Annotated in this window: 26 protein-coding genes and 3 tRNA genes; 13 read left to right on the forward strand and 16 right to left on the reverse strand. The window is 32.5% G+C overall.

Features of this window, described 5'->3' with window-relative positions:
• Positions 1 to 28: 28 nt before the first annotated feature.
• From IEV10_RS07880 to proS, 4 genes are all read right to left on the reverse strand, one after another.
• Complete coding sequence (locus tag IEV10_RS07880; RefSeq protein ID WP_188374129.1) at positions 29 to 406, reverse strand: nuclear transport factor 2 family protein; 378 nt, start codon at positions 404 to 406, stop codon at positions 29 to 31.
• Positions 407 to 502: 96 nt separating this feature from the next.
• On the reverse strand, positions 503 to 754 hold the full coding sequence (gene rpsT / locus IEV10_RS07885; protein ID WP_188374130.1) for a 30S ribosomal protein S20: 252 nt from the start codon (positions 752 to 754) through the stop codon (positions 503 to 505).
• A 24-nt stretch (positions 755 to 778) separates the two neighbouring features.
• A tRNA-Glu gene (locus IEV10_RS07890) sits at positions 779 to 850 on the reverse strand.
• A gap of 144 nt (positions 851 to 994) precedes the next feature.
• Positions 995 to 2,473 (reverse strand): proline--tRNA ligase, encoded by a 1,479-nt coding sequence (proS, locus tag IEV10_RS07895; RefSeq protein ID WP_188374131.1) that lies wholly within the window; start codon positions 2,471 to 2,473, stop codon positions 995 to 997.
• 102 nt (positions 2,474 to 2,575) lie between these two features.
• On the opposite strand from proS, the gene IEV10_RS07900 reads away from it, so the two are divergent.
• From IEV10_RS07900 to IEV10_RS07920, 5 genes are all read left to right on the forward strand, one after another.
• Positions 2,576 to 3,676 (forward strand): hypothetical protein, encoded by a 1,101-nt coding sequence (locus IEV10_RS07900; RefSeq protein WP_188374132.1) that lies wholly within the window; start codon positions 2,576 to 2,578, stop codon positions 3,674 to 3,676.
• Positions 3,677 to 3,711: 35 nt separating this feature from the next.
• Complete coding sequence (locus tag IEV10_RS07905) at positions 3,712 to 5,232, forward strand: OmpP1/FadL family transporter (RefSeq protein WP_229719633.1); 1,521 nt, start codon at positions 3,712 to 3,714, stop codon at positions 5,230 to 5,232.
• A 106-nt stretch (positions 5,233 to 5,338) separates the two neighbouring features.
• On the forward strand, positions 5,339 to 6,010 hold the full coding sequence (locus IEV10_RS07910) for a Crp/Fnr family transcriptional regulator (protein ID WP_188374133.1): 672 nt from the start codon (positions 5,339 to 5,341) through the stop codon (positions 6,008 to 6,010).
• A gap of 80 nt (positions 6,011 to 6,090) precedes the next feature.
• Entirely contained in the window at positions 6,091 to 6,972 is an 882-nt protein-coding gene (locus IEV10_RS07915; RefSeq protein ID WP_188374134.1) for a hypothetical protein, read from the forward strand.
• A gap of 71 nt (positions 6,973 to 7,043) precedes the next feature.
• Positions 7,044 to 7,610: a TlpA family protein disulfide reductase gene (locus tag IEV10_RS07920; protein ID WP_188374135.1), complete on the forward strand. Its 567-nt coding sequence runs from the start codon at positions 7,044 to 7,046 to the stop codon at positions 7,608 to 7,610.
• Here the strand turns inward: IEV10_RS07920 and IEV10_RS07925 are convergent.
• From IEV10_RS07925 to IEV10_RS07950, 6 genes are all read right to left on the reverse strand, one after another.
• Positions 7,603 to 8,049, reverse strand: coding sequence for a sterol desaturase family protein (locus tag IEV10_RS07925; RefSeq protein WP_188374136.1), 447 nt, complete (start codon positions 8,047 to 8,049; stop codon positions 7,603 to 7,605). The two genes, IEV10_RS07920 and IEV10_RS07925, sit on opposite strands and share 8 nt — an antisense overlap.
• A gap of 13 nt (positions 8,050 to 8,062) precedes the next feature.
• On the reverse strand, positions 8,063 to 8,902 hold the full coding sequence (locus IEV10_RS07930; RefSeq protein WP_188374137.1) for a phytoene/squalene synthase family protein: 840 nt from the start codon (positions 8,900 to 8,902) through the stop codon (positions 8,063 to 8,065).
• 12 nt (positions 8,903 to 8,914) lie between these two features.
• Positions 8,915 to 10,375 (reverse strand): bifunctional phytoene desaturase/3,4-desaturase, encoded by a 1,461-nt coding sequence (gene crtID / locus IEV10_RS07935; protein ID WP_188374138.1) that lies wholly within the window; start codon positions 10,373 to 10,375, stop codon positions 8,915 to 8,917.
• Positions 10,376 to 10,378: 3 nt separating this feature from the next.
• Complete coding sequence (locus tag IEV10_RS07940) at positions 10,379 to 11,281, reverse strand: MerR family transcriptional regulator (protein ID WP_188374139.1); 903 nt, start codon at positions 11,279 to 11,281, stop codon at positions 10,379 to 10,381.
• Between the two features lie 110 nt (positions 11,282 to 11,391).
• Positions 11,392 to 11,476, reverse strand: a tRNA-Leu gene (locus tag IEV10_RS07945).
• A 53-nt stretch (positions 11,477 to 11,529) separates the two neighbouring features.
• Positions 11,530 to 11,602, reverse strand: a tRNA-Lys gene (locus IEV10_RS07950).
• Positions 11,603 to 11,733: 131 nt separating this feature from the next.
• On the opposite strand from IEV10_RS07950, the gene IEV10_RS07955 reads away from it, so the two are divergent.
• Positions 11,734 to 12,255: a shikimate kinase gene (locus tag IEV10_RS07955; RefSeq protein ID WP_188374140.1), complete on the forward strand. Its 522-nt coding sequence runs from the start codon at positions 11,734 to 11,736 to the stop codon at positions 12,253 to 12,255.
• Here the strand turns inward: IEV10_RS07955 and IEV10_RS07960 are convergent.
• From IEV10_RS07960 to IEV10_RS07970, 3 genes are read right to left on the reverse strand one after another with little or no spacing between them, the layout of a single operon-like run.
• Positions 12,247 to 12,750 (reverse strand): phosphoribosyltransferase family protein, encoded by a 504-nt coding sequence (locus IEV10_RS07960; RefSeq protein ID WP_188374141.1) that lies wholly within the window; start codon positions 12,748 to 12,750, stop codon positions 12,247 to 12,249. The two genes, IEV10_RS07955 and IEV10_RS07960, sit on opposite strands and share 9 nt — an antisense overlap.
• Before the next feature lie 2 nt (positions 12,751 to 12,752).
• Positions 12,753 to 13,343, reverse strand: a complete 591-nt coding sequence (locus IEV10_RS07965) for a methyltransferase domain-containing protein (RefSeq protein WP_188374142.1) — start codon at positions 13,341 to 13,343, stop codon at positions 12,753 to 12,755.
• On the reverse strand, positions 13,330 to 13,701 hold the full coding sequence (locus tag IEV10_RS07970) for an RNA-binding S4 domain-containing protein (protein WP_188374143.1): 372 nt from the start codon (positions 13,699 to 13,701) through the stop codon (positions 13,330 to 13,332). The genes IEV10_RS07965 and IEV10_RS07970 overlap by 14 nt, the downstream gene beginning before the upstream one ends.
• Before the next feature lie 126 nt (positions 13,702 to 13,827).
• On the opposite strand from IEV10_RS07970, the gene IEV10_RS07975 reads away from it, so the two are divergent.
• Positions 13,828 to 14,859 carry an FKBP-type peptidyl-prolyl cis-trans isomerase gene (locus IEV10_RS07975; protein WP_188374144.1) on the forward strand — a complete coding sequence of 344 codons (1,032 nt, stop codon included), beginning with the start codon at positions 13,828 to 13,830 and terminating at the stop codon, positions 14,857 to 14,859.
• A 76-nt stretch (positions 14,860 to 14,935) separates the two neighbouring features.
• Here the strand turns inward: IEV10_RS07975 and IEV10_RS07980 are convergent, their stop codons facing one another.
• Genes IEV10_RS07980 through IEV10_RS07990 form a run of 3 tightly spaced genes read right to left on the reverse strand, consistent with a single transcriptional unit; the run spans position 14,936 to position 17,411 of the window.
• On the reverse strand, positions 14,936 to 15,523 hold the full coding sequence (locus IEV10_RS07980) for an outer membrane beta-barrel protein (protein WP_188374145.1): 588 nt from the start codon (positions 15,521 to 15,523) through the stop codon (positions 14,936 to 14,938).
• A 53-nt stretch (positions 15,524 to 15,576) separates the two neighbouring features.
• Positions 15,577 to 16,530 (reverse strand): transketolase family protein, encoded by a 954-nt coding sequence (locus IEV10_RS07985; protein WP_188374146.1) that lies wholly within the window; start codon positions 16,528 to 16,530, stop codon positions 15,577 to 15,579.
• Positions 16,531 to 16,565: 35 nt separating this feature from the next.
• On the reverse strand, positions 16,566 to 17,411 hold the full coding sequence (locus IEV10_RS07990) for a transketolase (protein ID WP_188374147.1): 846 nt from the start codon (positions 17,409 to 17,411) through the stop codon (positions 16,566 to 16,568).
• Positions 17,412 to 17,580: 169 nt separating this feature from the next.
• Between IEV10_RS07990 and tgt the strand changes: the two genes are divergently transcribed.
• The 6 genes from tgt (at position 17,581) to IEV10_RS08020 (ending at position 24,679) form a co-directional block, all read left to right on the forward strand.
• Complete coding sequence (gene tgt, locus IEV10_RS07995; protein ID WP_188374148.1) at positions 17,581 to 18,711, forward strand: tRNA guanosine(34) transglycosylase Tgt; 1,131 nt, start codon at positions 17,581 to 17,583, stop codon at positions 18,709 to 18,711.
• 3 nt (positions 18,712 to 18,714) lie between these two features.
• Complete coding sequence (locus tag IEV10_RS08000) at positions 18,715 to 19,794, forward strand: LptF/LptG family permease (RefSeq protein ID WP_188374149.1); 1,080 nt, start codon at positions 18,715 to 18,717, stop codon at positions 19,792 to 19,794.
• Entirely contained in the window at positions 19,781 to 20,689 is a 909-nt protein-coding gene (locus IEV10_RS08005) for a DMT family transporter (RefSeq protein ID WP_188374150.1), read from the forward strand. The genes IEV10_RS08000 and IEV10_RS08005 overlap by 14 nt, the downstream gene beginning before the upstream one ends.
• 135 nt (positions 20,690 to 20,824) lie before the next feature.
• On the forward strand, positions 20,825 to 21,778 hold the full coding sequence (locus tag IEV10_RS08010) for an acetyl-CoA carboxylase carboxyltransferase subunit alpha (protein WP_188374151.1): 954 nt from the start codon (positions 20,825 to 20,827) through the stop codon (positions 21,776 to 21,778).
• Between the two features lie 257 nt (positions 21,779 to 22,035).
• A complete protein-coding gene (dnaB, locus tag IEV10_RS08015; protein WP_188374152.1) occupies positions 22,036 to 23,568 on the forward strand; it encodes a replicative DNA helicase in 1,533 nt (510 codons plus the stop codon).
• Positions 23,569 to 23,638: 70 nt separating this feature from the next.
• Positions 23,639 to 24,679: an AI-2E family transporter gene (locus tag IEV10_RS08020; protein ID WP_188374153.1), complete on the forward strand. Its 1,041-nt coding sequence runs from the start codon at positions 23,639 to 23,641 to the stop codon at positions 24,677 to 24,679.
• Positions 24,680 to 24,701 lie beyond the last annotated feature (22 nt).

Genomic DNA, 24,701 nt, shown 5'->3' on the forward strand with positions numbered 1-24,701 from the left:
TTTCTTTAATATTATGTGGGTTATTTTATTAATACATTGTATTTCCATTAGCAGAACTCTTAGGAATTTCTTGCATAGCATCCCAATGCTCTATAATCTTTCCGTTTAGGTCAAACTTAAAGAAATCCATAGTTACATATTCTTGATTTCCTGGCCAAGTTTGATGAGTGTGTAAGGCAACTAAATCTCCTTCAGCTATAGCTCTAACAAATTCAATTGACTTATTAGGATATTCATTTTGCATGCGTTCAAAATATTCAATAAACGGTTGCTTACCATCACCAACTAATGGATTATGTTGTATATAGTCATCACCAACAAATAATTCAACTGCTCTTTTGGGATTACCTTCGTATGCCATTTTGTAAAATGCAATCGCATTTTGTTTGTTTTGATGTAAAGTCATAATTATGTCTTTCTAAGTTAAAAATAATAATTACTCATCACAAAAAAAGCCTTTCTATTTAGAAAGGCTTTTATGAATATTGTAAACGTTAATGAACTATAATGCAGCAACGTGCTTAGTTAATTGCGATTTTAAGTTACCAGCTTTATTAGCATGAATAACATTTTTCTTTGCTAACTTATCAATCATACCAACAACAGTAGGCAACATTGCTTGTGCTTCTTTTGCGTTAGTTAACTCACGTAATTTTTTGATAGCATTACGTGTTGTTTTATGCTGGTATCTGTTCAGCACGCGTCTCTTTTCGTTACTTCTAATTCTTTTTAATGCTGACTTATGATTTGCCATGTCTATTATTTTATTAAAAAATTGTAGCCCGTAGGGGAATCGAACCCCTCTTACCAGGATGAAAACCTGGCGTCCTAGCCGATAGACGAACGGGCCATTTATATTCAGATTTTTAAAGCAATTTTAAAGGCTATAAAAATCAATTTAAAATTTAAATGAACAACAATGTTTCCATTGCGGATGCAAAAATACAACTATTTTTAAATGTTGCAACACCAAAGCAATTTTTTTTAAAAAAAATTAATATGCTTTAGCAAAGAGCACACGTTGCTTAGAAACTTTACCTGTATAAATACACTTTCCTTCTTCTATTTTATTATCATAAGGGATGCATCTAATCGTCGCTTTTGTAAGCTCTTTTATTTTATTTTCCGTCTCTTCTGTGCCATCCCAATGCGCAAAAACAAAACCTGTTTTTGTCTCGAGAATGGTTTTAAAAGTTTCGAAGTCGTTTACTTCTGTAATATGATTGTCTCTAAATGTTTGAGCATTCTTAAATAAATCTTCTTGAATCGTTTTTAATAAAATAGATATTCTCTCATCTATGCCTTCAATTGAAACAACCTCTTTAGTTAAGGTATCACGTCTAGCTAATTCTACAGTTCCATTTTCTAAATCTTTTGGTCCAATAGCTATTCGTAAAGGAACACCTTGTAACTCATGTTGCGCAAATTTTGCTCCAGGTCTAAAAGTATCTCTATCATCAAACTTAACCGTAATGTTTCTTGCTTCTAAATCAGATTTAACTTTTGACACTACCTCTTTAATAGCTTCAAATTGCTCATCGTTTCTATATATAGGTACAATAACGACTTGGTTAGGAGCTAAGTTAGGAGGCAATACTAATCCTTGATCATCACTATGTGTCATGATTAATGCTCCCATTAGCCTAGTAGAAACACCCCATGATGTCGCCCAAACGTGGTCTTGTTTACCTTCTTTATTTGTGAATTTAACATCAAAAGCTTTAGCAAAATTTTGACCTAAAAAGTGAGATGTACCTGCCTGTAATGCTTTTCCGTCCTGCATTAAAGCCTCTATACAATGGGTGTCAATAGCGCCAGCAAAACGTTCGCTTTCAGTCTTAACACCTTTAATTACCGGTATGGCCATAAAATTTTCAGCAAAATTTGCATATACTGTATTCATTTGTTTGGTTTCAGCGATTGCTTCTGCCTCAGTGGCGTGTGCAGTATGACCTTCTTGCCATAAAAATTCGGCAGTACGTAAAAATAAGCGTGTACGCATTTCCCAACGAACAACATTTGCCCATTGATTAATTAAGATTGGTAAATCTCTATAGCTTTGTATCCAACCTTTATATGTGTTCCATATAATGGCCTCACTCGTTGGTCTGACTACAAGTTCTTCTTCTAATTTAGCATCTGGATCGACTCTTAACTTCCCTTCATTGTCAGGGTCGTTTTGTAATCTGTAATGCGTAACTACAGCACATTCTTTTGCAAATCCTTCAGCATTTTTTTCTTCAGCTTCAAACAAACTCTTAGGTACAAAAAGAGGGAAATATGCATTTTGATGTCCAGTTGCCTTAAACATTTTATCTAATTCAGTTTGCATTTTTTCCCAAATAGCATAACCATAGGGCTTGATAACCATACAACCTCTAACAGCTGAATTTTCAGCTAAATCAGCTTTTACAACCAATTCATTATACCATTTTGAATAATCTTCTGCTCTTTTTGTAAGATTTTTGCTCATTCTCTGTTATTTGGCACAAATATTGTGACTATGTTAAATAAAAAAATAGTAGGGCAAAACTAACTATTTTTGTAAAGTTCAACAATTTAAATCATCATAGATATGCGATTTACTTCTACACTCAAAAAATTAGCGGCACCATTTATGGCATTAGGAGCAATTTTAATGCTTTTTTCATGCGGTGCCTATCAATACGTTGGATATGATAATGATGGCATCTACAATTCTGACCAAGTCGTTGTAGAAGTAGATGATGCATCTAATAGTAGAGCAAACTCTGAATACTACACAAATTATTTTGCTGAAACATCTGAAAAGTTGCAATCTATAGAAGAAGAGTCTGAAATTTTTACAGATATTGACTCCTACAGTAGTGGAGAGGAAGTTAATGAAGAGGTTGTTTTAGAAGGAAATTATGGTGGTTGGGGTCAAGTTAATGACCAAGTTATTGTAAATTTTTATAATACGGGTTGGAATAATTGGGGTTGGAATGACCCATGGTTATGGAATGGTGGTTTTGGCTGGGGTTGGAACAATTGGCGTTGGAACAGATGGAATAGATGGGGCGGCTATGGTTTCGGCTGGGGCTGGGGTTGGAATGATCCTTTTTATTGCCCTCCAGGATTTGGCTGGGGTTGGAACAATTTTGGTTATGGTCGCTTTGGCGGTTATTACGGTAATAGTTTTGCATATAATAGAGGAAGACGAGGAGCGGTTTATGGTAGAAGAAACTCTGCACTAAATAGTAGATCTATTGCTCAATTAGATAGAAGAACTGCAAGTAGAAGAGGAAGCGCCGTTTCTAGAAGAATAACGTCAAATAATGGTAATACAAGAACAGTTAGAAGAAATGCTGATGGAACAATAGCAAGGTCAAGAACTACAACTGAAGTTAGATCAAGAAGAGCAATAAGTAATTCTCGTATACGTAATGGTAATGGTACTACAACAAGACCTTCACGAGGCACTATTTCAAGGCCAAGAGGTACTACGACTAGACCTTCACGAGGTACTATTTCAAGGCCAAGAGGTACAACAACTAGGCCTTCACGTGGTACAACAACCAGGCCATCTAGAGGTACTACTATAAGAAGATCAAGTAGTCCTTCACGTTCGTCAGGAAGTATACGTTCTGGTGGTGGTTCTCGATCTTCAGGAGGTTCTCGATCTTCAGGAGGTTCAAGAGGCGGTAGAAGAGGATAAATAATTCAAATTAAGTTTACTATAATAAATATATTATGAAAAGAGTACTTATACTATTCATAACGGCCATTTCTATGTCTTTTGTTAACGCTCAGGATATTACAGATGCATTAAGATATGCAAATGATGAAATTGGTGGTACTGCCCGTTTTAGAGCCATGGGAGGCGCTTTTGGTGCACTTGGTGGAGATATTTCTGCAATAAATATAAACCCTGCGAGCTCGGCAGTTTTTGCGCAAAGTAAAGCTTCATTTACTTTAGGCTTATCGGCAAAAAATAATGATGTCAATTATTTTAATATAAACAGATCTTCTGAAGATAATAGTTTTAACCTAGGACAAGGTGGTGGTGTTTTTGTATATGCTAGTAATAACCCTAATACAAAATGGAATAAATTTTCTTTAGGAATTGCATATGATAGAACAGGAGATTTTAGTGATAGTTGGATTGCAAGTGGTGTAAATACGAATACTTCTATTGCTGAATATTTTAATGGCTTTGCCAATGGTTTGAGACTGGATGAAATATCTGCATTACCTGGAGAAACTATTAATGAAGCTTATGCGGATATAGGTAGTGTATTTGGATTTGGACATCAACAGGCATTTCTTGGGTTTGAGTCATTTATACTAGAACCTGTTGCAGATGTTGACGATAATATAGACTATGATAGTAATATAGTTGGTGGAAATTATAACCAAAGATATGCTTTAGCTTCTACTGGATATAATGGCAAAATGGCTTTTAATTTTGCAGCACAATACGACGAGAGAATAAACATAGGAGTAAATATTAATGCACATTTCCTAAACTATGAGCGTTCTACAGTATTTGATGAGACAAATTCTAATGCTGGCTCTACAGTTACTGCAGTTGGTTTTGATAATACGCTTTTAACAACAGGAACAGGTGTGTCATTCCAGATAGGTTCTATTGTAAAACTTACAAATGAATTTAGAGTCGGACTTACCTATAATTCTCCTACTTGGTATCGTATTAATGATGAAACTACTCAGTTTCTGCAAACTACAGTAGATGGTTTTAGTAACCCGATAGTTATTAGTCCAAACATTATAAACATATATCCAGCATATAGATTACGTACTCCAGGAAAGGTGACAGGAAGTTTAGCATATGTTTTTGGAGATAGAGGTTTGTTGAGTTTTGATTATTCCAGAAAGGATTTTAGTGATACTGTTTTTAGACCAACAGATGATCCATTTTTTGCATTTCAGAATGATGAAATATCTAGCTTACTTGGAGTTTCTAATACCTATAGAATAGGAGGAGAGCTTAGACACAAACAATTTAGCTTTAGAGGCGGCTATAGAATGGAAGAAAGTCCATATATAGATGATACTTTTGTTGGAGATTTAACAGCATATTCACTAGGATTTGGTTATAAGTTTGGTGATTTTGCCATAGATATAGCATACAGCCAAGCAGAAAGAGAGCGTAATGAATTCTTATATTCTAATGCACCAACATTTAGAGAAACTGCAAACTTAGATACTAAATTTACAGATGTGGTTTTAACACTTACTTTTGGGATATAAGGTAATTTTAAAAATTTATAAAAACTCCTTACAGAAATGTTAGGAGTTTTTTTGTAAGGTTAATTATAAGATTACGACTCGTTAGAATATCATCAATTTTTTTATTATGAATTCTTTATGGGTTTTTGAAGATGTTAACCTCTTTGGTTTGTTATGCCCGCACAAGTTTAAGGCTTATAAAAGCGAACATGATTTTGATGCTTATAAGAAAAGTGATTATATCTATTTTGAGGAAGATGCTGCCAATAAAGTCTACCTTATAGAAAAAGGTAAAGTGAAGATTGGGTATTATAATGAAAATGGTGAAGAAGTTGTGAAAGCCATTTTAAGAAAAGGCGAATTGTTTGGTGAAAAAGCCATACTTGGAGAAAATATCCGTGATGAGTTTGCGCAATCTTTGGATAATAATACGTCTATTTGCCCAGTAGGTGTTAGTACCATGCATGAGCTCATGCGAGATAACCAAACATTTAGTTTCAAGATATATAAATTCATTGGTTTCAAATTTAAGAAGCTTGAGCGTAGACTCCAGCTTTTGTTATTTAAAGATGCAAAAACAAGACTTGTAGAGTTTTTAGATGAGTTGTGTCTGGAATATGGTTATAACTGTGATAGAACAGGAGATCACGTTATCAAACACCCTTATACACAGAAAGATATAGCTTCGCTTATAGGTATATCTAGACCAACTTTAAATACACTTTTAAATGATTTAAAGGATAATAACATCATTAATTTCAATAGAAAAGAAATAAGAATCCTTAAAAAAATTGCCTAATGTTAGCTAGCTAACATTTTTTCTTATTGTCGGCATATAATTTAGCAGTATCAAATTATATGAACTTAAAAAATAAGACAATGATTAAAAAAATGTTTTTAGGAGTTTTAGCATTAGGACTAATGCTAACTTCTTGTAGCGACGATGATGATAATGCATCAAATTTAGAAACCTTAACTTTGAATCTAAACGGATTAGAAGCTCTAGGTTCTAACTTTGTATATGAAGGATGGATTATCGTAGATGGACAACCAGTAACTACAGGTCGTTTTACAAGTGTTAATTTCCCTCAAAACTTTCCTGTAGATGCAACGCAGCTTTCAAATGCAACCGCTTTTGTATTATCAATCGAACCCCTTGTAGATCCAGACCCAGCACCAGCACCAACAAAAGTGCTTAGAGGAGAGTTTACAGGTAATAGCGCAAGTGTAAATACAGATTTAATTGGTGATTTAACCAATGTTTCAGGAACTTTTTTCTTAAGAACACCGACAGACGAAATGATGCCTGGAGCAGGTAATAATGGTAATGATGAGTATGGCGTGTGGTTCGGTACTCCTGGAATGCCTCCAACAGCAAATTTAACTTTACCAGATGTATCTCAGAATGCAGGTTGGACTTATGAAGGTTGGGTAATTGGGGATTCAGGACCAATTAGTACTGGTACATTCGATAACTTTGGAGGTCGTGATAATTTTACAGGTTTTAGTGGTACTGAATTTAATCAAGGTCCACCAGTACCAGGAGAAGATTTCTTTTTAAATGCACCTACAGGAGAAGTATTTCCTTTAGATGTTAGAAATAGAATGGTAGTAATTTCACTTGAGCCAGTTCCAGATGATTCTCCGGCACCTTTTGCAATTAAACCTTTAGTTGGTGTAGCAGGTACTGAAACAGCGCCTTCTACTCATGATTTTTCTGCAAATGTTGCGTCTTTACCTACTGGTACAGTAACAAGATAGTTTTATAACACATAAATGTTATTTATAAAGCGTAGTTTCGTCTAAGAAGCTACGCTTTATATTTTATATAAATGAATAAGACCAAACGAAATAATATTCTTTTTATAGTAGTAATAGTTTTACTGATTTTACCACAAACTCGACAACCAATACAAGTGCTTTTGCATAAAGGTATAGCTTTGATTAACCCTGTGACTATTAAAGAAGAAACAGAAAGAGTTACCTTAAGTAATTATGATTGGCAATTAAAAACAGAGCAAGAGACGCCTTATAGTTTTAATCAATCTAAAGATAAAATTGTGATTGTAAATTTTTGGGCAACATGGTGTCCGCCTTGTATTGCTGAGATGCCAAGTTTACAAAAGCTATACGATAAATATGGTCAAGATATAGATTTTCTATTTGTCACAAATGATTCAATAGATAAAATTGAAGCTTTTAAAGAAAAGAACAATTATACATTCCCGGTATATCAAATACTATCTAACCCACCCAAAGAGTTGCAAACGTCCTCAATTCCTAGAACTCTAATAATTAACCCTAAAGGAGAAATTATTATAGATAAATCAGGTGCTGTAGATTGGTTTGGAGAAAAGGTGAAAAAAGAGATAGATAAACTTTTAGAAAAAACTATTTAAAATATTTAAACGGTACTATAAGCATCCCAAAGTTTTCGCCTTTATGTTTCCCTAAATGCTTATGATGTATTTTGTGTGCACGTCTAACACCACGAGCATATTTGTTATCAATATTTCTCAGCCACTTAAAGCGTTGGTGTATAAAAATATCATGAACAATAAAATACGCGATACCATAAGCTAGTATACCTAATCCTATTGGTAAAGTGAACCAGATTCCTTCATAGCTCCATAAATAAAAACATACCATGCTAACAACAGCATAAAAAATAAAGAAGGCATCATTACGCTCAAACCAACTATCATGGTCTTTATGATGGTGGTCTTTGTGCAAACTCCATAAAAAGCCATGCATAATGTACTTGTGCGTAAACCATGCATTAAATTCCATTATAAAAAACGTTCCAAAAAATATAAGAATCCAGAAAAGTATTTGCATTTGGGGTTAAGTTTTAAAGTAAGTTTAATTGATATTTTACATAGCTACGAGTTAAAAGTTCTACTTTTTTGTAGTCAGGAACTCTAATTCGGGCAGATTTTATTTCAAGAGCAGGTGTCTTTTTAAGCTTTTCTAATAATTTACTGTAATATCTGTAAGCCATAAATACACCAAAGCGCGCATCAAGTGGTAGTTTTTTAATACCCACAAGACCTTTCTTAAAATCTTCTTCAATATCATCAATTATTGCTTTTTTTGAAGATTCATCTAAATGATTTAAATCTGTGTTTGGGAAATATGTACGACTTAGGTCTTCAAAATCAGCTTTTAAATCTCTGAGGAAATTGACTTTCTGAAAAGCTGATCCTAAATGCATTGCAGAGCTCTTTAACTGATTGTATTTTTCATTATCTCCTTTAACAAATACTTTTAAGCACATTAAACCCACAACATCAGCTGAGCCATATATGTATTGTTTGTATTCTTCATCAGTAAGATAGTCTTGTTTATATAAATCTTGATGCATACTTTTCATAAACGCATCGACCATATGCTTTTCAATATTATACTTATGATATGTTTCTTGAAATGAATTTAGAATAGGATTAAGGCTAATTTTCATTTCTAATGCATCTTCTAAATCCTGAGAAAATTTATCGAACAATGCTTTTTTATCATAGTCATGAAACGTATCTACAATTTCATCTGCAAACCTTACAAATCCGTAGATGTTATAAATATCTTGTCTAATACTTTCTGAAAGCATTTTTGTGGCCATAGAAAACGAAGTGCTGTAAGACGTCGTCACTAACTTACTACATTCTCTTGATACCTTGTCGAAGATTGATTTCATGATACTAAGTTTTTAATTTGATTGATGCTTCTTTATTAAGTCTGCTGCCAGTTTACCTGATATTAATGAAGGTGGCACACCGGGCCCAGGTACTGTTAACTGTCCAGTAAAATATAGATTCTGTACTTTTTTACTTTTCAGATTAGGTCTAAGAAATGCTGTTTGCATAAGCGTATTTGCCATACCATAAGCATTTCCTTTATATGAATTATACTCTTTTTTAAAGTCTTTAACACAAAAAGACTCTTTAAAGATAATATTATCTGTAACTTTTTGTGCAGTTTTTCTTTCGAATCTTTCTATAATAATGTCAAAATATTGCTGTCTAAGTTGCTCAGTATCTTCCAAGTCTGGGGCAATTGGTATTAGAAAAAAACCAGTTTCACAATTTTTTGGAGCCATACTTGTATCCGTTATAGATGGAAAATTGACATAAAACAATGGTTCATCAGGCCATTTAGGATTATCGTAAATGTCTTCAGCGTGAGCCTCAAAATCTGTATCAAAAAATAGATTGTGATGTTCTACGTTGTTTAGTTTTTTGTCAAAACCTACATAGAATAATAATGATGACGGTGCAAAAATTTTCTTTTCCCAATAAGCTTCGCTATACTGTCTAAATTGAGGTTTCAGAAGTGTTTCAGAATGGCTATAATCCGCACCACTAAGAACATAGTCGGATTTTATAGTTTCACCATTAACAACGATACCAGTAGTTTTTCCTTTTGATACATTAATTTCGTTAACTGCAGAATTGGTATGTATAGTCACTCCTAGGCTTTCTGCTAAATCTCCCATTGCTTTTATAACCTCATACATTCCGCCTTTTGGATGCCATGTACCAAGACCAAAGTCTGCGAAGTTCATAAAACTATAAAATGACGGTGTTTTACTTGGTTTCGCACCTAGAAATAAAACAGGAAACTCTAGTGTTGATATTAATTTTGGGTTTTTAAAGTTCTTTCTAACTTGACTGCTTATTGTTTTAAAAAATTGGTCAACTCTTGTAATAGTGTCTTTCGTAACAAGTTCTAATGGAGAAAGCCCTGGTTTTAAAACTATTTTGTTGATAGCTATATCATAATTCTCTTGAGCTTGAGATATAAATTTTCTTAAAGGTTTGGAGCTGCCATTTTCTATACGTTCAAATTCATCACAAATTTTATCCATGGTGTCACCAATGGTAATTTCATCATCAGAAAAGAAGATTTTATAAGCTGGACTTAGTTTATCCAATTCGTAATAATCTTTAGCAGATTTACCAAAATCATTAAAAAATTTCTCAAAAATATCAGGCATCCAATACCAACTTGGACCAATATCAAAAGTGAACCCTTCTTTTTTTAGTTGTCTTGCTCGACCGCCAATGGTATTATTTTTTTCAAATACAGAGACATCGTAACCTTCTTTAGCAAGATAGCATGCTGCTGAAAGAGAAGAGAAACCAGAACCTATGATGGATACTTTTGTCATACCTTAGTTTAGTTGCGAAACGACTTCTTTTATAGATTTAAAAGACTTGACTTTTTTTGGCAAGTTATCTAGGTCTAAATAGTTTAGCATTTGTCCTAAAATCCAAAACTCTGCATCAGATTTTTTAAGAATAAACTTGTCAAAGTCCTTAATATAATCCTCTATATCATTCTTAAGAGGTTTAATTGTAAAGTAGGATAAGAAAATTAAATCATCATAATAACCCAGAATATCACTAAGACTATCTATAGGTACACTTTGACCCAAAAATATGGCGTGATAATTACGAGATGCTATTTGATAGTTTAAAAACATTAAACCAAGCTCATGAATCTCATTATCTGGTAGAAAAAGTACAAATGTCTTTTTAGATGTAGGTTGCGCCTCTGCTTGAATAAACTCCGTGTTTATTAGTATTTTTTGACGAATAAGTGTTGTTAAAAAGTGCTCATGTGCAGGTGTTATTGTATCTGTTTGCCATAACAATCCAATCTCTGTTAATAAGGGGATAAAGACATCATAAAAAACATCTTCAAAAGACTTGTCTTTAAGTAAGGACTCGTATGTATTGTAAAACAATGCTTGGTCGAAATTTAACATTGATAATTTAAAAGAATTGATAGCATGACTCTCAAGATTAGTTTGGGATGCAATATCTCTTACCAAGCTTGGTATTTCGTTAGCTTTTAGGGTTGCAATCTTAGATATTTTATAACCATTATTATTAAGGTAACTTACATTAAGCAATTTTTGAAAACTTGCTAAATCATAATATCTAATATTAGTATCTGTTCTTTTTGGGGAAAGTAAGTTATAACGCTTTTCCCATATTCTAATAGTATGCGCCTTGATACCCGTTAGATTTTCTAAATCCTTTATACTAAACTTATTCTTTAAATTGTTCATTAATTATAGCTAATCGTTAAACAAAAATAAGTTTTTAACTCAAAAAAAGGGTGTATTTAACAAAAATTAAATAAACAATTCTATAAACAATAAAATTTAAGAGTAAAAAGTGCGCACGAGAAGACTCGAACTTCCACGACCTAAACGGTCACTGGCCCCTCAAGCCAGCGCGTCTACCAATTCCGCCACGTGCGCATAAATGAGATGTAAATATAAAAAAAAAGTTAAGCTATACTGCTTAACTTTTGTGACTTGGCTGGGGCTCGAACCCAGGACCCTCTCCTTAAAAGGGAGATGCTCTACCAACTGAGCTACCAAGTCATTATTTGTTTCTCTAAATGAGGGTGCAAATATAAAATGTTTAATTAATAAAACAATGCTTTTTTTAGATATTTTTTCGTTTTTTTGTGTAGTATCTAGCTAGGAGTTTCACAATCAATTTATAAGCACATATGATTATAGTTTTAGTGGGTTATATGGGGTCGGGTAAATCTACAATTGGAATAGAATTGGCTAAAGTTTTAGATTACGATTTTGTTGATTTAGATGCTGTTATTGCTGAAAATGAAAACTTGTCAATTCCAGAAATATTTAGTCAAAAAGGAGAAATTTATTTTAGAAAAAAAGAAACACACTATTTAAAAGATATAATTTCTTCAAAGATTAAAATTGTTTTGTCACTAGGTGGAGGTACACCATGTTATGGAAATAATATGGACTTAATAATGAACAATAATAGTGTTGAGTCATTTTATTTAAAGACATCTATTCCCGAATTATTAAATAGACTTTGGATTGAGAAACAAAATAGGCCTTTAATAAGTCATATAAATTCAAAAGAGAATTTAACTGAGTATATAGGGAAACACTTATTTGAACGTTCTCTGTTTTATTCTAGAAGTCATCACTCAATCGTAACAGATGGAAAAATGATTTCAGAAATTGTAGAGCAGATACTATTAAAATTAATCTAGGTAAGCTTCATAAGGCTGCTTACTTAAATTAACATTGACATGTTCTTTTAAGGAAGTAGATAAAGAAATACCTTTAAAATCTGCCTTTACAGGATATTTCTTATGATTTCTATTTACTAAGACAGCTGTTTTAAACTGTTTTATTGGTACGTTTAAAAAATGCCTAACACCATACATTAAAGTACTTCCGGAATTTAAGACATCATCAACAAGTACTATAGATTTATTACTGTACTGTTCAGCATTTATTGAAGTAGTAATAGTATTTAGTGGCGACTTTTTGTCTATAATTACTTTACAGAGAGTACTATTTATATGAGAGATTTTATCTAAAGTTGATTTAATTTTTTTAGCCAATAGGAACCCGTTTTTTTCAATTCCTGCAATAATTAATTCATCCTCACCAACATTACTCTCATATATCTGATATGCAATGCGCTTTATTTTATGTTGAATTTCTTGGTGATTAAGAATGGTATTTTTTTCTGCGCTCATACTCACTTTTTTTCAAATATAAAAAAGAGTTCTTTATCTTTTCTACCTTCTATAGAATTGAATGAAGATTCAAGCGTTTTAATTTTAAAATTATCTTTAAATAGTCTATAGTAAATTTCTTTGTTTCCGCCAAAAGGAGGGCCATTTTCTGTCAATTCAAAATCAAAAAATAAGCCTGATAATTTGCCATTTGTATTAAGCAAATCATTCATTTTTAAGACATAATTTTTACGTAAACTTGGATTTAAGGCACAAAAAAATGTCTGTTCAATAATCAAATCAAATTTCATGTTCAAATCAAAAAAATCCATTTGCAAACATTGTTCATTTGCAAAACTAGGTATTCTTTTTTTTAAGTTCTTTAATGGGCTTTCAGCAATATCTAGTGCATAAATATTTTTAAAACCTAATTTCCATAAATACTCAACTTCATAACTGTTACCAGCTCCAGGAATTAAGATTTTGATGCTTTTATCTGGAATTTGGTTTATGTATTTTTTAATAGGATTTGATATTTCACCAATATCCCAACCTGTATTTTGGTTTAGGTATCTGTTTTCCCAATAATTTGCATCTAAATTATTCTTCTTCACTTGTGTAACTTTCTATTGAGCGCCTGTCTTTTTTCGTTGGTCTTCCTGTACCTTTCTTTCTGTAATAATCTTTACTATACTTTAGTAACTCTTGAGTTTCAAATTCTGATTTTGGTGTTAAGTCTGTTCTATAAATATCTACAAGTTTAGCGCCAACACGATTTGGAGGAATATCATTAACTTTTATTTTATAGTTTATCTGATTTTTTCTGAATATTATGATATCCCCAACATATACTTCTCTACTTGGTTTAACTATCGTATCATTTACCTTAACCTGACCCTTTTTGCATGCTATTGAAGCTTGATTTCTGGTTTTACTGTATCTAACACACCATAAAAACTTATCTATGCGCATATAATTTAACTAAAAACTGCGTTAATGAATTTGCACAAAGGTATTATATTATTGTATCTTGCGACCAAAAATTAAGCAGTATTGAACCTAGTTTGTAACTATTACAAACATGTATTTAAACACTTTATGAAATTAAGAAAAACCTTAAGTATAGCAGCTCTTTTCTCTTTAATCATTTTAGCCTGCTCGCAGGATGATGATTCTGGTGTAAGTATAGTTCCTGATAGAGATAGGGCTGAGCAACAAGTAACTGATAAAGCTATATTGTTAGAGTATTTACAAAGTCATTATTACAATAGTGGCACATTAGCTGGTATTCAAAACCCTGAAGTTGGTGATATAGTTATTACTGAACTTTTAGAAGGAGAGACTGTTCCTACAGGTCATACATTATTATTGGCAGCAGTAGAGACTAAAACAACTATTTTTGAAGACACATTATATGAATACTATATTTTAAGAATAAATCAAGGTGGAGGAGATGCAGCGCCAAATTTTACTGATAAAATAAGAGTCGAATATGAAGGTAATTTAGTTGAGGATGCCTCAGTTTTTGACAGTGCTATAAACCCAGTAGACTTTAATCTTGTTGGTTTTTCAGGTAATGCTGGAGGTGTAATAACTGGTTGGCAGAGAGTATTTCCTGAATTTAATACAGCAATAAGTTTTACGACTGGTGCAAATGTAGAGTTTGATGATTATGGTTTAGGAGTTATGTTTTTGCCCTCAGGATTAGGGTATTTCTCTACTCAATTATTAGGTATACCATCTTACTCAAATTTGATTTTTAAGTTTGCTTTATACCAAACAGAAGTTAATGATCATGATAATGATGGTATACCTTCTTACATTGAAGATTTAAATGAGAATCTTGATGTTTTTGATGAAGACAGCGATGAAAATCTTGTGTCAAATTACCTCGATCCAGATGATGATGGGGATGGTATACTAACAATAAATGAACTTGAAAGAAGAGAATACATTATTAGTGTAGGAGGAGAAGAACCTTCTTTAGCTAATAATGAATTTGAATTAAGTAGAGTTGAAGAGATGGGTATGATTACTATAACAACAGGAACCATTATTGATTCTGATAATAATGGAATAATGGATTACTTAGATGCTGATATTACTATAGATTATAATGAAGATAACTAATATCAAGTTGATGATTTTACATAAAAAAACCGCTAAATTTATTTAGCGGTTTTTTTTATTGCCCTTAACTAAAGGCTTATATCTTATAAGATAAGCTTAAGATTAATTGTTCTGGCCTTGTGTCTAGACGGTCTAAAGAAATGATATTATTGTTATCAATAAATGTAGCTTCATTATCACTAAAACCTCTTTCATATCTTAAATCGATACCAAGTCTATTGAGGTTAAGACCAATACCAAAGTTTAAACCAACACTAAAGTCATTTTCAATATCATCAACTCTTAAGTTGTCAAAATCTGTATCAAGTATATACTGTAATGATGGTCCAGCAAAAACATTAACTGGTCCTAGAACTTTTAGTCCAACTAATAATGGAACATCAAGTTTTTGCATATCAAAATCTCCAGCATTATAATCACTTTTAATTTTAGTATACACTAGCTCTGGTCTAAAGTATATTTTGTTTCCAAGTTTTCCGAAAAGACCAATATGATAACCGATATTTTGGTCTGGATTCTGAAAATTGTTGTTTACGGATTCAAAATAATCGCCGTTACCTCCATAATTTAAACCTGCTTTGATACCAAAGCCACTCCCTTTTTGGGCAAATAAACTTGTTGAAAATCCTACAACTAAAAGTGCAGTAAAAAATAAATTCTTCATAATTATTCGTTTTTGATTTAGATTACTTTAACAAAAACGCTGCCAAACTCAACTTATTTTCTTTTTATCGCTTTTTTTGCTGCTTTTACAATGGCTTTACTGTTTAATCCATACTTGTCCATAAGTTGAGTAGGAGTACCAGATTCACCAAAAGTATCGTTAGTTGCTACAAATTCTTGCGGTAGAGGATTGTTTTTTACCAAAACTCTAGACACACTCTCTCCTAAACCACCTAAATAATTGTGTTCCTCAGCAGTTACAACGCAACCAGTTTTTGATACAGACTCTAGAATAGCTTTATCATCTAAAGGTTTTATGGTGTGAATATTAATAACTTCAGCAGAGATACCTTCTTGATGTAATGCTTTTGAGGCTTCCAACGCTTCCCATACTAAATGACCTGTTGCCACAATAGTAATATCGCTACCTTCGGTTAACTTTATAGCTTTTCCAATTTCAAATTTTTGATTTTCAGAAGTGAAATTAGCAACTTTTGGACGTCCAAAACGTAAGTAAACAGGTCCATTATGTTCTGCAATAGCTAAGGTGGCTGCTTTAGTTTGGTTATAATCACAAGTATTGATAACTGTCATTCCAGGAAGCATTTTCATTAAGCCTATGTCTTCTAATATTTGGTGTGTAGCACCATCTTCACCTAGAGTTATTCCTGCATGTGAAGCGCATATTTTTACATTTTTTCCAGAATAGGCTACACTTTGTCTTATTTGGTCATAAACACGACCCGTAGAAAAATTAGCAAAAGTTCCTGTAAAAGGTATTTTTCCTCCTATAGTAAGCCCAGCTGCAATACCAATCATATTTGCTTCAGCGATACCAACTTGATAAAAGCGTTCAGGGTGATTTGCTTTAAAAGCATCCATTTTTAATGACCCAATTAGGTCCGCACAGAGTGCTACTACATTTTCATTGGTTTGTCCAAGTTCGGTTAAACCAGCTCCAAAACCCGAACGTGTATCTTTATTTCCTGTATTTTCGTATGTTTTCATAATAAAGTCCACCTTAGGCGGAAATATTTTTAATATTAATAATCGCCTAAAGTTTCAGCATTTTGTATTAATGCAATTTCTAACTGTTCATCATTTGGTGCTTTACCATGCCAAGCATGTGTATGCATCATAAAATCTACACCATTACCCATTTCTGTTTTTAGTAATACACACACTGGTTTTCCATGTCCAGTTTTAGATTTTGCTTCAGCCATGCCTTGTAATATTGCTTCAATAGAGTTGCCTTCTTCAATATCTATAACAATCCAACCAAAAGCTTCAAATTTTTGTTTAATACTTCCCATTGGTAAAACATCATCCGTGGAACCATCGATTTGTTTTCCGTTCAAATCAATAGTAGAAATAAGATTATCTACTTTTTTCGCAGCTGCGTACATTATGGCTTCCCAGTTTTGACCTTCTTGTAATTCACCATCACCATGCAGGCTGTAAATTAGATGCGAATCTCCATTTAATTTTTTTGCCTCTGCAGCACCAATTGCAACAGACATACCTTGGCCAAGAGACCCAGAAGCAATTCTTACACCTTCCAATCCCTCATGTGTTGTAGGGTGGCCTTGGAGTCTAGAATCAATTAATCTAAATGTATTTAATTCGTCGACAGGAAAATAGCCAGAACGTGCTAAGACACTGTAGTATACTGGAGATATATGACCGTTTGAAAGAAAGAATAAGTCTTCGCCAATTCCATCCATTTCAAAATGGTCTTTTCTATTCATTATATCTTGGTAAAGTGCTACAAAGAATTCTGCACAACCCAATGAACCACCTGGATGTCCAGAGTTTACTTTGTGTACCATGCGAAGAATATCTCTTCGGACTTGTATTGTTAAATTTTTTAATTCTTGAATGTTTGGCATCTTAAATTTAGCTTGTTTTTAGTGTTTCAAAAATAGTTGTTTCAGCTAGTGTGACAAAGTAAGATTTATGTCATTTATTAACGATTTAAGTGAATTGCTAACAATTTTAAATTTAATTATGAGCATATGCTTAAGAGTTAATTATATTTGCCCATTCACAACTGTTTTCATGGAATTTAAAAAGATAGCTAAAGACCTTCAGAGTAAAGCAAGAGCTGGAGAAATAACTACTGATCACGGAAAAATTGAAACACCAATTTTTATGCCCGTTGGTACTGTAGCAAGTGTTAAAGGCGTGCATCAGCGTGAATTAAAAAATGATATTAATCCAGATATTATATTAGGAAATACATATCATTTGTATCTACGTCCTCAAACTTCAATTTTAGAAAAGGCAGGTGGTTTACATAAGTTTATGAACTGGGACCGAAATATTTTAACTGATTCTGGAGGTTATCAAGTTTACTCTCTTTCTGCAAATAGAAAGATTAAAGAAGAAGGTGTGAAGTTTAAGTCGCACATAGACGGAAGTATGCATTTATTTACCCCTGAAAATGTGATGGAAATTCAGAGATCTATTGGAGCTGATATTATTATGGCTTTTGATGAATGTACACCTTATCCTTGTGATTATAATTATGCAAAACGCTCTATGAATATGACCCATCGTTGGTTAGAACGTTGTTTAGAACATTTAAAGAAAACACCTTTTAAATACGATTATTCTCAAGCATTTTTTCCGATTGTGCAAGGAAGCACTTATAAAGATTTAAGACAGCAATCTGCAGAATATATTGCTAATGTCGGAGCTGAAGGTAATGCTATTGGAGGCTTATCTGTTGGTGAGCCGGCTGAAGAAATGTATGCAATGACAGATGTTGTTTGTGAAATTTTACCAGAAGATAAGCCTAGATATTTGATGGGAGTAGGTACGCCAATAAATATTTTAGAAAATATTGCGTTAGGAGTAGATATGTTTGACTGTGTTATGCCAACTCGTAATGCCAGAAACGGAATGTTATTTACAGCTCATGGCACTATTAATATTAAAAACAAAAAATGGGCAGATGATTTTTCACCAATAGATGATATGGGAATTACTTTTGTTGATACCGATTATAGTAAGGCGTATCTAAAACATTTATTTTCTGTAAATGAATTATTAGGTAAGCAAATTGCTACAATACATAATTTAGGTTTTTATCTTTGGTTAGTAAGAGAAGCTCGTAGGCATATTATTGCGGGAGATTTTAGATATTGGAAAGATAAAATGGTTAAACAAATGGATAAACGTTTGTAATAGATGAAGATTTTAGATTGGTACATACTTAAGCGTTATCTATTTACATTTTTAATGATGTTATTGCTCTTTATTCCAATAGCAATAATGGTTCATTTAGCAGAAAAAATTGGAAAAATTATTGATAATGATGTGCCTTTTGATGCTCTAGCTGAGTATTTACTGAATTTTACGATTTATTTTGCCAACTTGTTATTTCCTTTATTTCTATTTTTATCTGTTATATTTTTCACTTCTAAGTTAGCCAACAATACTGAGATAGTTGCTTTTTTAAGTTCTGGCGTTTCATTCTCCAGGTTTTTAAGGCCATATATAATAGGTGCAACCATAATTGCAGGTTTGGCTTTAATATTAGGGATGTTTTTAGCGCCTAAAGCAAGTCAAGGGTTTAATGAATTTAAATACAAGTATTTATCTCGAAATAAAAAAATACAAGAAACTCGAGATGTATTTCGACGGATTACTGATAATGACATTATATATGTAAGTTCTTATGATCCAAAATCTAAAAGAGGACAGAATTTTACTTTAGAACATTTTGAAGATAATAGATTACAATACAAAATCTTTGCTAATAACATTAGATATGTAGAAGAAGATTCTATTTATGTTTTATCTTCATACTACAAAAGAAGCTATGATAGTATTGGTAATGTAACAGTTGAAGAAAAGCGTAAAGTTAATGTTGAGTTTGCTTTCGATGTAGAAGATTTAACGCCAGTAAATTACATAGCGGAAACGAAGCCTTATCACGAGCTTGTTGATTTTATTGATAAAGAAAAAGCTAGGGGTTCATCTAATATTGGTAGATATGAAGTGGTAAAATATAAGAAATGGAGTTTGCCTGCATCAGTATTTATACTAACAATTATTGCAGTTGCAGTTTCTTCAATTAAACGTCGTGGAGGAATGGGAGTAAACCTAGCATTTGGTATTACTATAGCCATGATTTATGTATTTTTTGATAAAATCTTTGGAGTTATGGCCGAGCAATCAAATTTTTCACCATTAATAGCTGTATGGTTCCCAAACATAATTTTCGGTATCTTAGCTATATACTTACTCTACAATGCCAAAAGGTAACCTAAAGCATTATTTACACTTACATTTTCTAGTTTTTATTGCTGGTTTTACAGCCATACTTGGTGAGTTAATTACTATTGGATCATTTGCATTAGTCTGGTTTAGAATGTTAATAGCGGCAGTATTAATGTTATTGTACATTAAGATTACAAAAAAGCAACTGAGAATAAATAAAAGATTAGCACTTCAACTAGCTATTGCTGGAGCAATTATTGCTGCACATTGGATTACTTTTTTTGAAGCAATAAATCAATCAAATGTATCTATTACACTAGCTATGTTTTCTTCAGGAGCATTTTTTGCATCTTTTATTGAGCCCATTTTTTTTAAAAGAAGCGTTTTATGGTATGAAATCTTATTTGGAGTTATTGTAATTTTTGGAGTTTCACTTATAACGCAAGGAGAGCTTAAATATATTAATGGAATAGTTTTAGGATTATCTTCTGCTTTGTTCTCTACTTTATTTGCTGTTATTAATGGAAAACTGATTTTAAAGCATAAGGCTAGTGTTATTTCGTTTTATGAGTTTGTCAGTGGTGTTTTCTTTATTACTATTGGTATCTTATTTTTTTACGACGGCTTTACTAAAGAATTCTTTTCATTGTCTAATAGCGATTGGATTTACATTTTTATACTAGCATCAATATGCACTGCATATGCTTTTATTGCCGCTGTTGAAATTATGAAATACATCTCACCATTTACTGTGATTCTTAGTTACAACCTTGAGCCCGTATATGGTATATTACTTGCATTATATTTTTTTCCTGAAAAAGAACAAATGTCTACACAATTCTATTACGGTGCTATTGTAATTATTTGTGCAGTAATATTAGATGCAATTTTTAAAAATAGACGTAAAAATAAAATAGCAAAGACTAATTTATCTGGTTAAAATTTCGATTACCTAAACAGTTATTTATATTTTTGTAAACTGAATAAATCTTAATTTTCTAATACTTTATTATTAGAATTATAACAGAATACGTAGGTTTGTCAACTAACTAACAAAAAACTAATTTCAAATTGTATGGAATATTTAGAGTTTGAATTACCAATAAAAGAATTAGAAGAACAATTACAGAAATGTAAACTCATTGGAGACGAGAGTGATGTAGATGTTACGGAAACTTGTAAGCAAATAGAGAAGAAGCTCCAAGACACTAAGAAAGACATATATAAAAACCTTACCGCTTGGCAACGTGTACAATTATCACGTCACCCAGATAGACCATACACATTGGACCATATCAATGCACTTTGCGGCGATTCATTTTTAGAACTACACGGCGATAGAAACGTCAAAGATGATAAGGCGATGATTGGTGGTTTGGGTAAAATAGGAGACCAAACCTACATGTTTATAGGTCAACAAAAAGGGTATAATACTAAGACTAGGCAATACAGAAATTTTGGAATGTCTAATCCTGAAGGCTATCGCAAAGCGTTGCGTTTAATGAAATCAGCAGAGAAATTTGGTATTCCTGTAGTAACTTTAGTAGACACACCTGGTGCATACCCAGGTTTTGAAGCTGAAGAACGCGGACAAGGTGAAGCTATAGCAAGAAATATTCTGGAAATGACAAGACTTAAAGTCCCTATAATCACCATAATTATTGGAGAAGGCGCTTCAGGTGGTGCTTTAGGTATTGGTGTAGGAGACAGAGTTTTAATGTTAGAGAATACATGGTATTCTGTTATTTCTCCTGAATCTTGTTCTTCAATTTTATGGCGTAGCTGGGAATATAAAGAGCAAGCGGCTGAAGCATTAAAGCTCACAGCAAAAGATATGAAGCGTATGAAACTTGTTGACCAAATAATAAAAGAGCCTTTAGGAGGTGCTCATAAAGACAGAGCAAAAACATTTCTAGCTGTAAAAGATGCTATTGTCAAAACTTTTGATGAACTCAAAAACTTATCACCAAAAGAATTGGTAAATCAGCGTATGGAAAAATATGATGATATGGGAGTTTACAAATCTTAACCCTATTAAACCATAGCAATTTTTGAAACTGAAGTCTATGACTTCAGTTTTTTTGTCGCTATTAACAATAAACCAAACTTATTAACAGTTAAAATGTTGAAGAACTGTTGATGATTGACTTAATAATAAATCAAGGTTTTCTAAACGTTTTGGTTACATTCGTAAGCTGTTAAAATTCGAGGGCTTTCTTAAGGTTTTTTTCACCATTTTTAAGTTTCTTTTTATTAAATTAATCCAACTAAATCTTTCATTACATAATGAAGCAACCTAATCCAGTACAAGGCTACAAAGTCGATAAAAGCTCCATAATTAGCTTGGAGAAAGGAAAAATACCACCTCAAGCACTAGATCTTGAAGAGGTTGTACTAGGTGCTATGATGATTGATAAGAAAGGTGTGGATGAGGTTATAGATATATTAAGCCCAGATGCATTTTATAAAGAAGCACATCGTTTTATTTTTGAAGCAATATTCAAACTCTTTGAAAATAGTGAACCTGTTGACTTATTAACAGTTTCCACCCAATTACGCAAGGATGGTAAGCTAGATATAGTTGGAGGTGATTTTTATTTAATTTCATTGACCCAACGTGTTTCATCATCGGCTCATATTGAATTCCATGCTCGTATAATCCTTCAGAAGTATATACAACGAAGCCTCATAAAAATATCAAACGAAATTATTGAAGATGCTTATGATGAAGGCAAAGATGTTTTTGATCTTTTGGATAATGCAGAAGCCAAATTGTATGAAGTCACTCAGGGTAATGTAAAGAAATCTACAGAGACAGCTCAGAGCTTAGTGATACAAGCTAAGAAGAAGATAGAAGAAATTTCTAATAAAGAAGGGCTTAGCGGCATTCCTTCGGGATTCGATAAATTAGATAAGTTAACATCGGGTTGGCAACCTTCCGATTTAATTATTGTTGCCGCTCGTCCTGGTATGGGTAAAACAGCTTTAACGCTTACAATGGCAAGAAATATTGCTGTTAATAGTAATATTCCAGTCGCTTTCTTTTCATTGGAGATGTCTTCTGTACAGTTAATTACGCGTCTAATTTCTAGTGAGACAGGATTATCATCTGAGAAACTTAGAACAGGGAAGCTTGAAAAGCACGAATGGGAACAACTTAATGTAAAAGTTAAAACCTTAGAAAAAGCACCACTTTTTATTGACGACACACCTTCATTATCAATATTTGATTTAAGAGCAAAAGCCAGACGTTTATCATCACAATATGGCATAAAAATGATAATTGTTGATTATCTGCAATTAATGACAGCAGGAGGAAGCCAAAAAGGAGGCAATCGAGAGCAAGAGATTTCTATGATTTCTCGTAATTTAAAAGCTTTAGCAAAAGAATTAGATGTGCCAGTAATTGCATTATCCCAGTTATCACGTGCTGTAGAAACCCGTGGTGGTAGTAAACGACCATTGCTATCAGATTTACGTGAATCTGGTGCTATTGAGCAAGATGCGGATATTGTATCATTTATTTATAGACCTGAGTACTATAAAATCGATGAGTGGGATGATGAAGAACGTTCACCAACAGAAGGGCAAGGAGAATTTATTGTAGCTAAACATAGAAATGGTGGTTTAGAGAATATAAGACTTAAATTTATTGGTCATTTAGGTAAATTTGATAACCTAGATGATTTTGATACACCTTTTGGAGAATTCCATTCAAAGATGAATGCAGCGGCTAATGACGATACTTTTAAAACAGATAATTTCCCATCCGCAAGTGATGCTTTTGATGCACCAGATGACGATGGCGTACCTTTTTAAATTTTTATAATTTCTTTGAGAGTTTTTAAAGAAATTTACAACTAGCTTAGCAAGCCAATTATTAATCCCCATGCTTAACGAAAGACGCACTACAAATATATTGTTGTTAATAATAGCAATCCCTATCGTATTTTATTTACTTAAAGTACTCTCTTTTATTTTTATACCATTGATTTTCTCAATGTTTATTGCATTATTGTTTTTGCCGTTAATGCGTTGGCTTGAACGTCGAAAAATTCCAAAATTTGTTAGTATCATTGTTGTCTTGTTATTAGTTGCAGGTGGTCTTAAAATAGGTATAGAGTTAATACAGCTATCAAGCAAAGAAATATTGGCTAATAATGGAGATTTTTTACAAAAAGCCGAACCAAAAATTGCCAGCTTAAAAGACTATTTATCTGATAGTTTTGGTTTTGAATTTGAATCTAAAAAGAATGTATTTGCCCAATTCTTCCAGAAAGAGAATATTGGTTCTACAATCGGATTTCTTAGAAAATTCCTCACTACGTTACTAATGACTGCTTTTTTTGTCGTTTTATGGCTAGCAGAATCCATCAATGTTCATAAATTACTTAATAATACAATTCTTAAAAAGAAATATACTTCGGTTAAGACTTTTATGAAAATTGAAAAAGACTTGATTAAGTTTTTAAAAGTTAAATTCCTAGTAAGTGCATTAACAGGATTATTTACCGGATTGATGTGTGTATTCTTTGATGTGAGCTTCCCAATATTTTGGGGTTTATTTGCATTTACCATCAACTTTGTACAAATGGTTGGCTCATTTGTCTCAGTAATTTTACTTTCAATTTTTGCTTTTGTAGAGTTAGATACGTCTAGTACATTATTGTTTTTTATACTTTCTATAACAATGGTTCAAGTTGTTTTTGGAGCCATTTTAGAACCTATTTTTATGGGGAAATCATTCTCGATTAATATTATTGCCGTATTGGTGATGCTTATGTTTTGGGGATTTTTATGGGGTATTCCAGGATTAATTATGGCCATACCAATAACAGTATTTCTTAAGATTATTATGGAACAATTTTCGGGCACTAAGATTATTGCCAGTTTGCTTTCTGGTAGTGATTCTAAGCCAGAAAATATTTAGTTCATTAATATTGACTTCAAAA

Origin of the sequence: Winogradskyella haliclonae (assembly GCF_014635865.1) — a bacterium.
Classification (GTDB): Bacteria; Bacteroidota; Bacteroidia; order Flavobacteriales; family Flavobacteriaceae; genus Winogradskyella; species Winogradskyella haliclonae.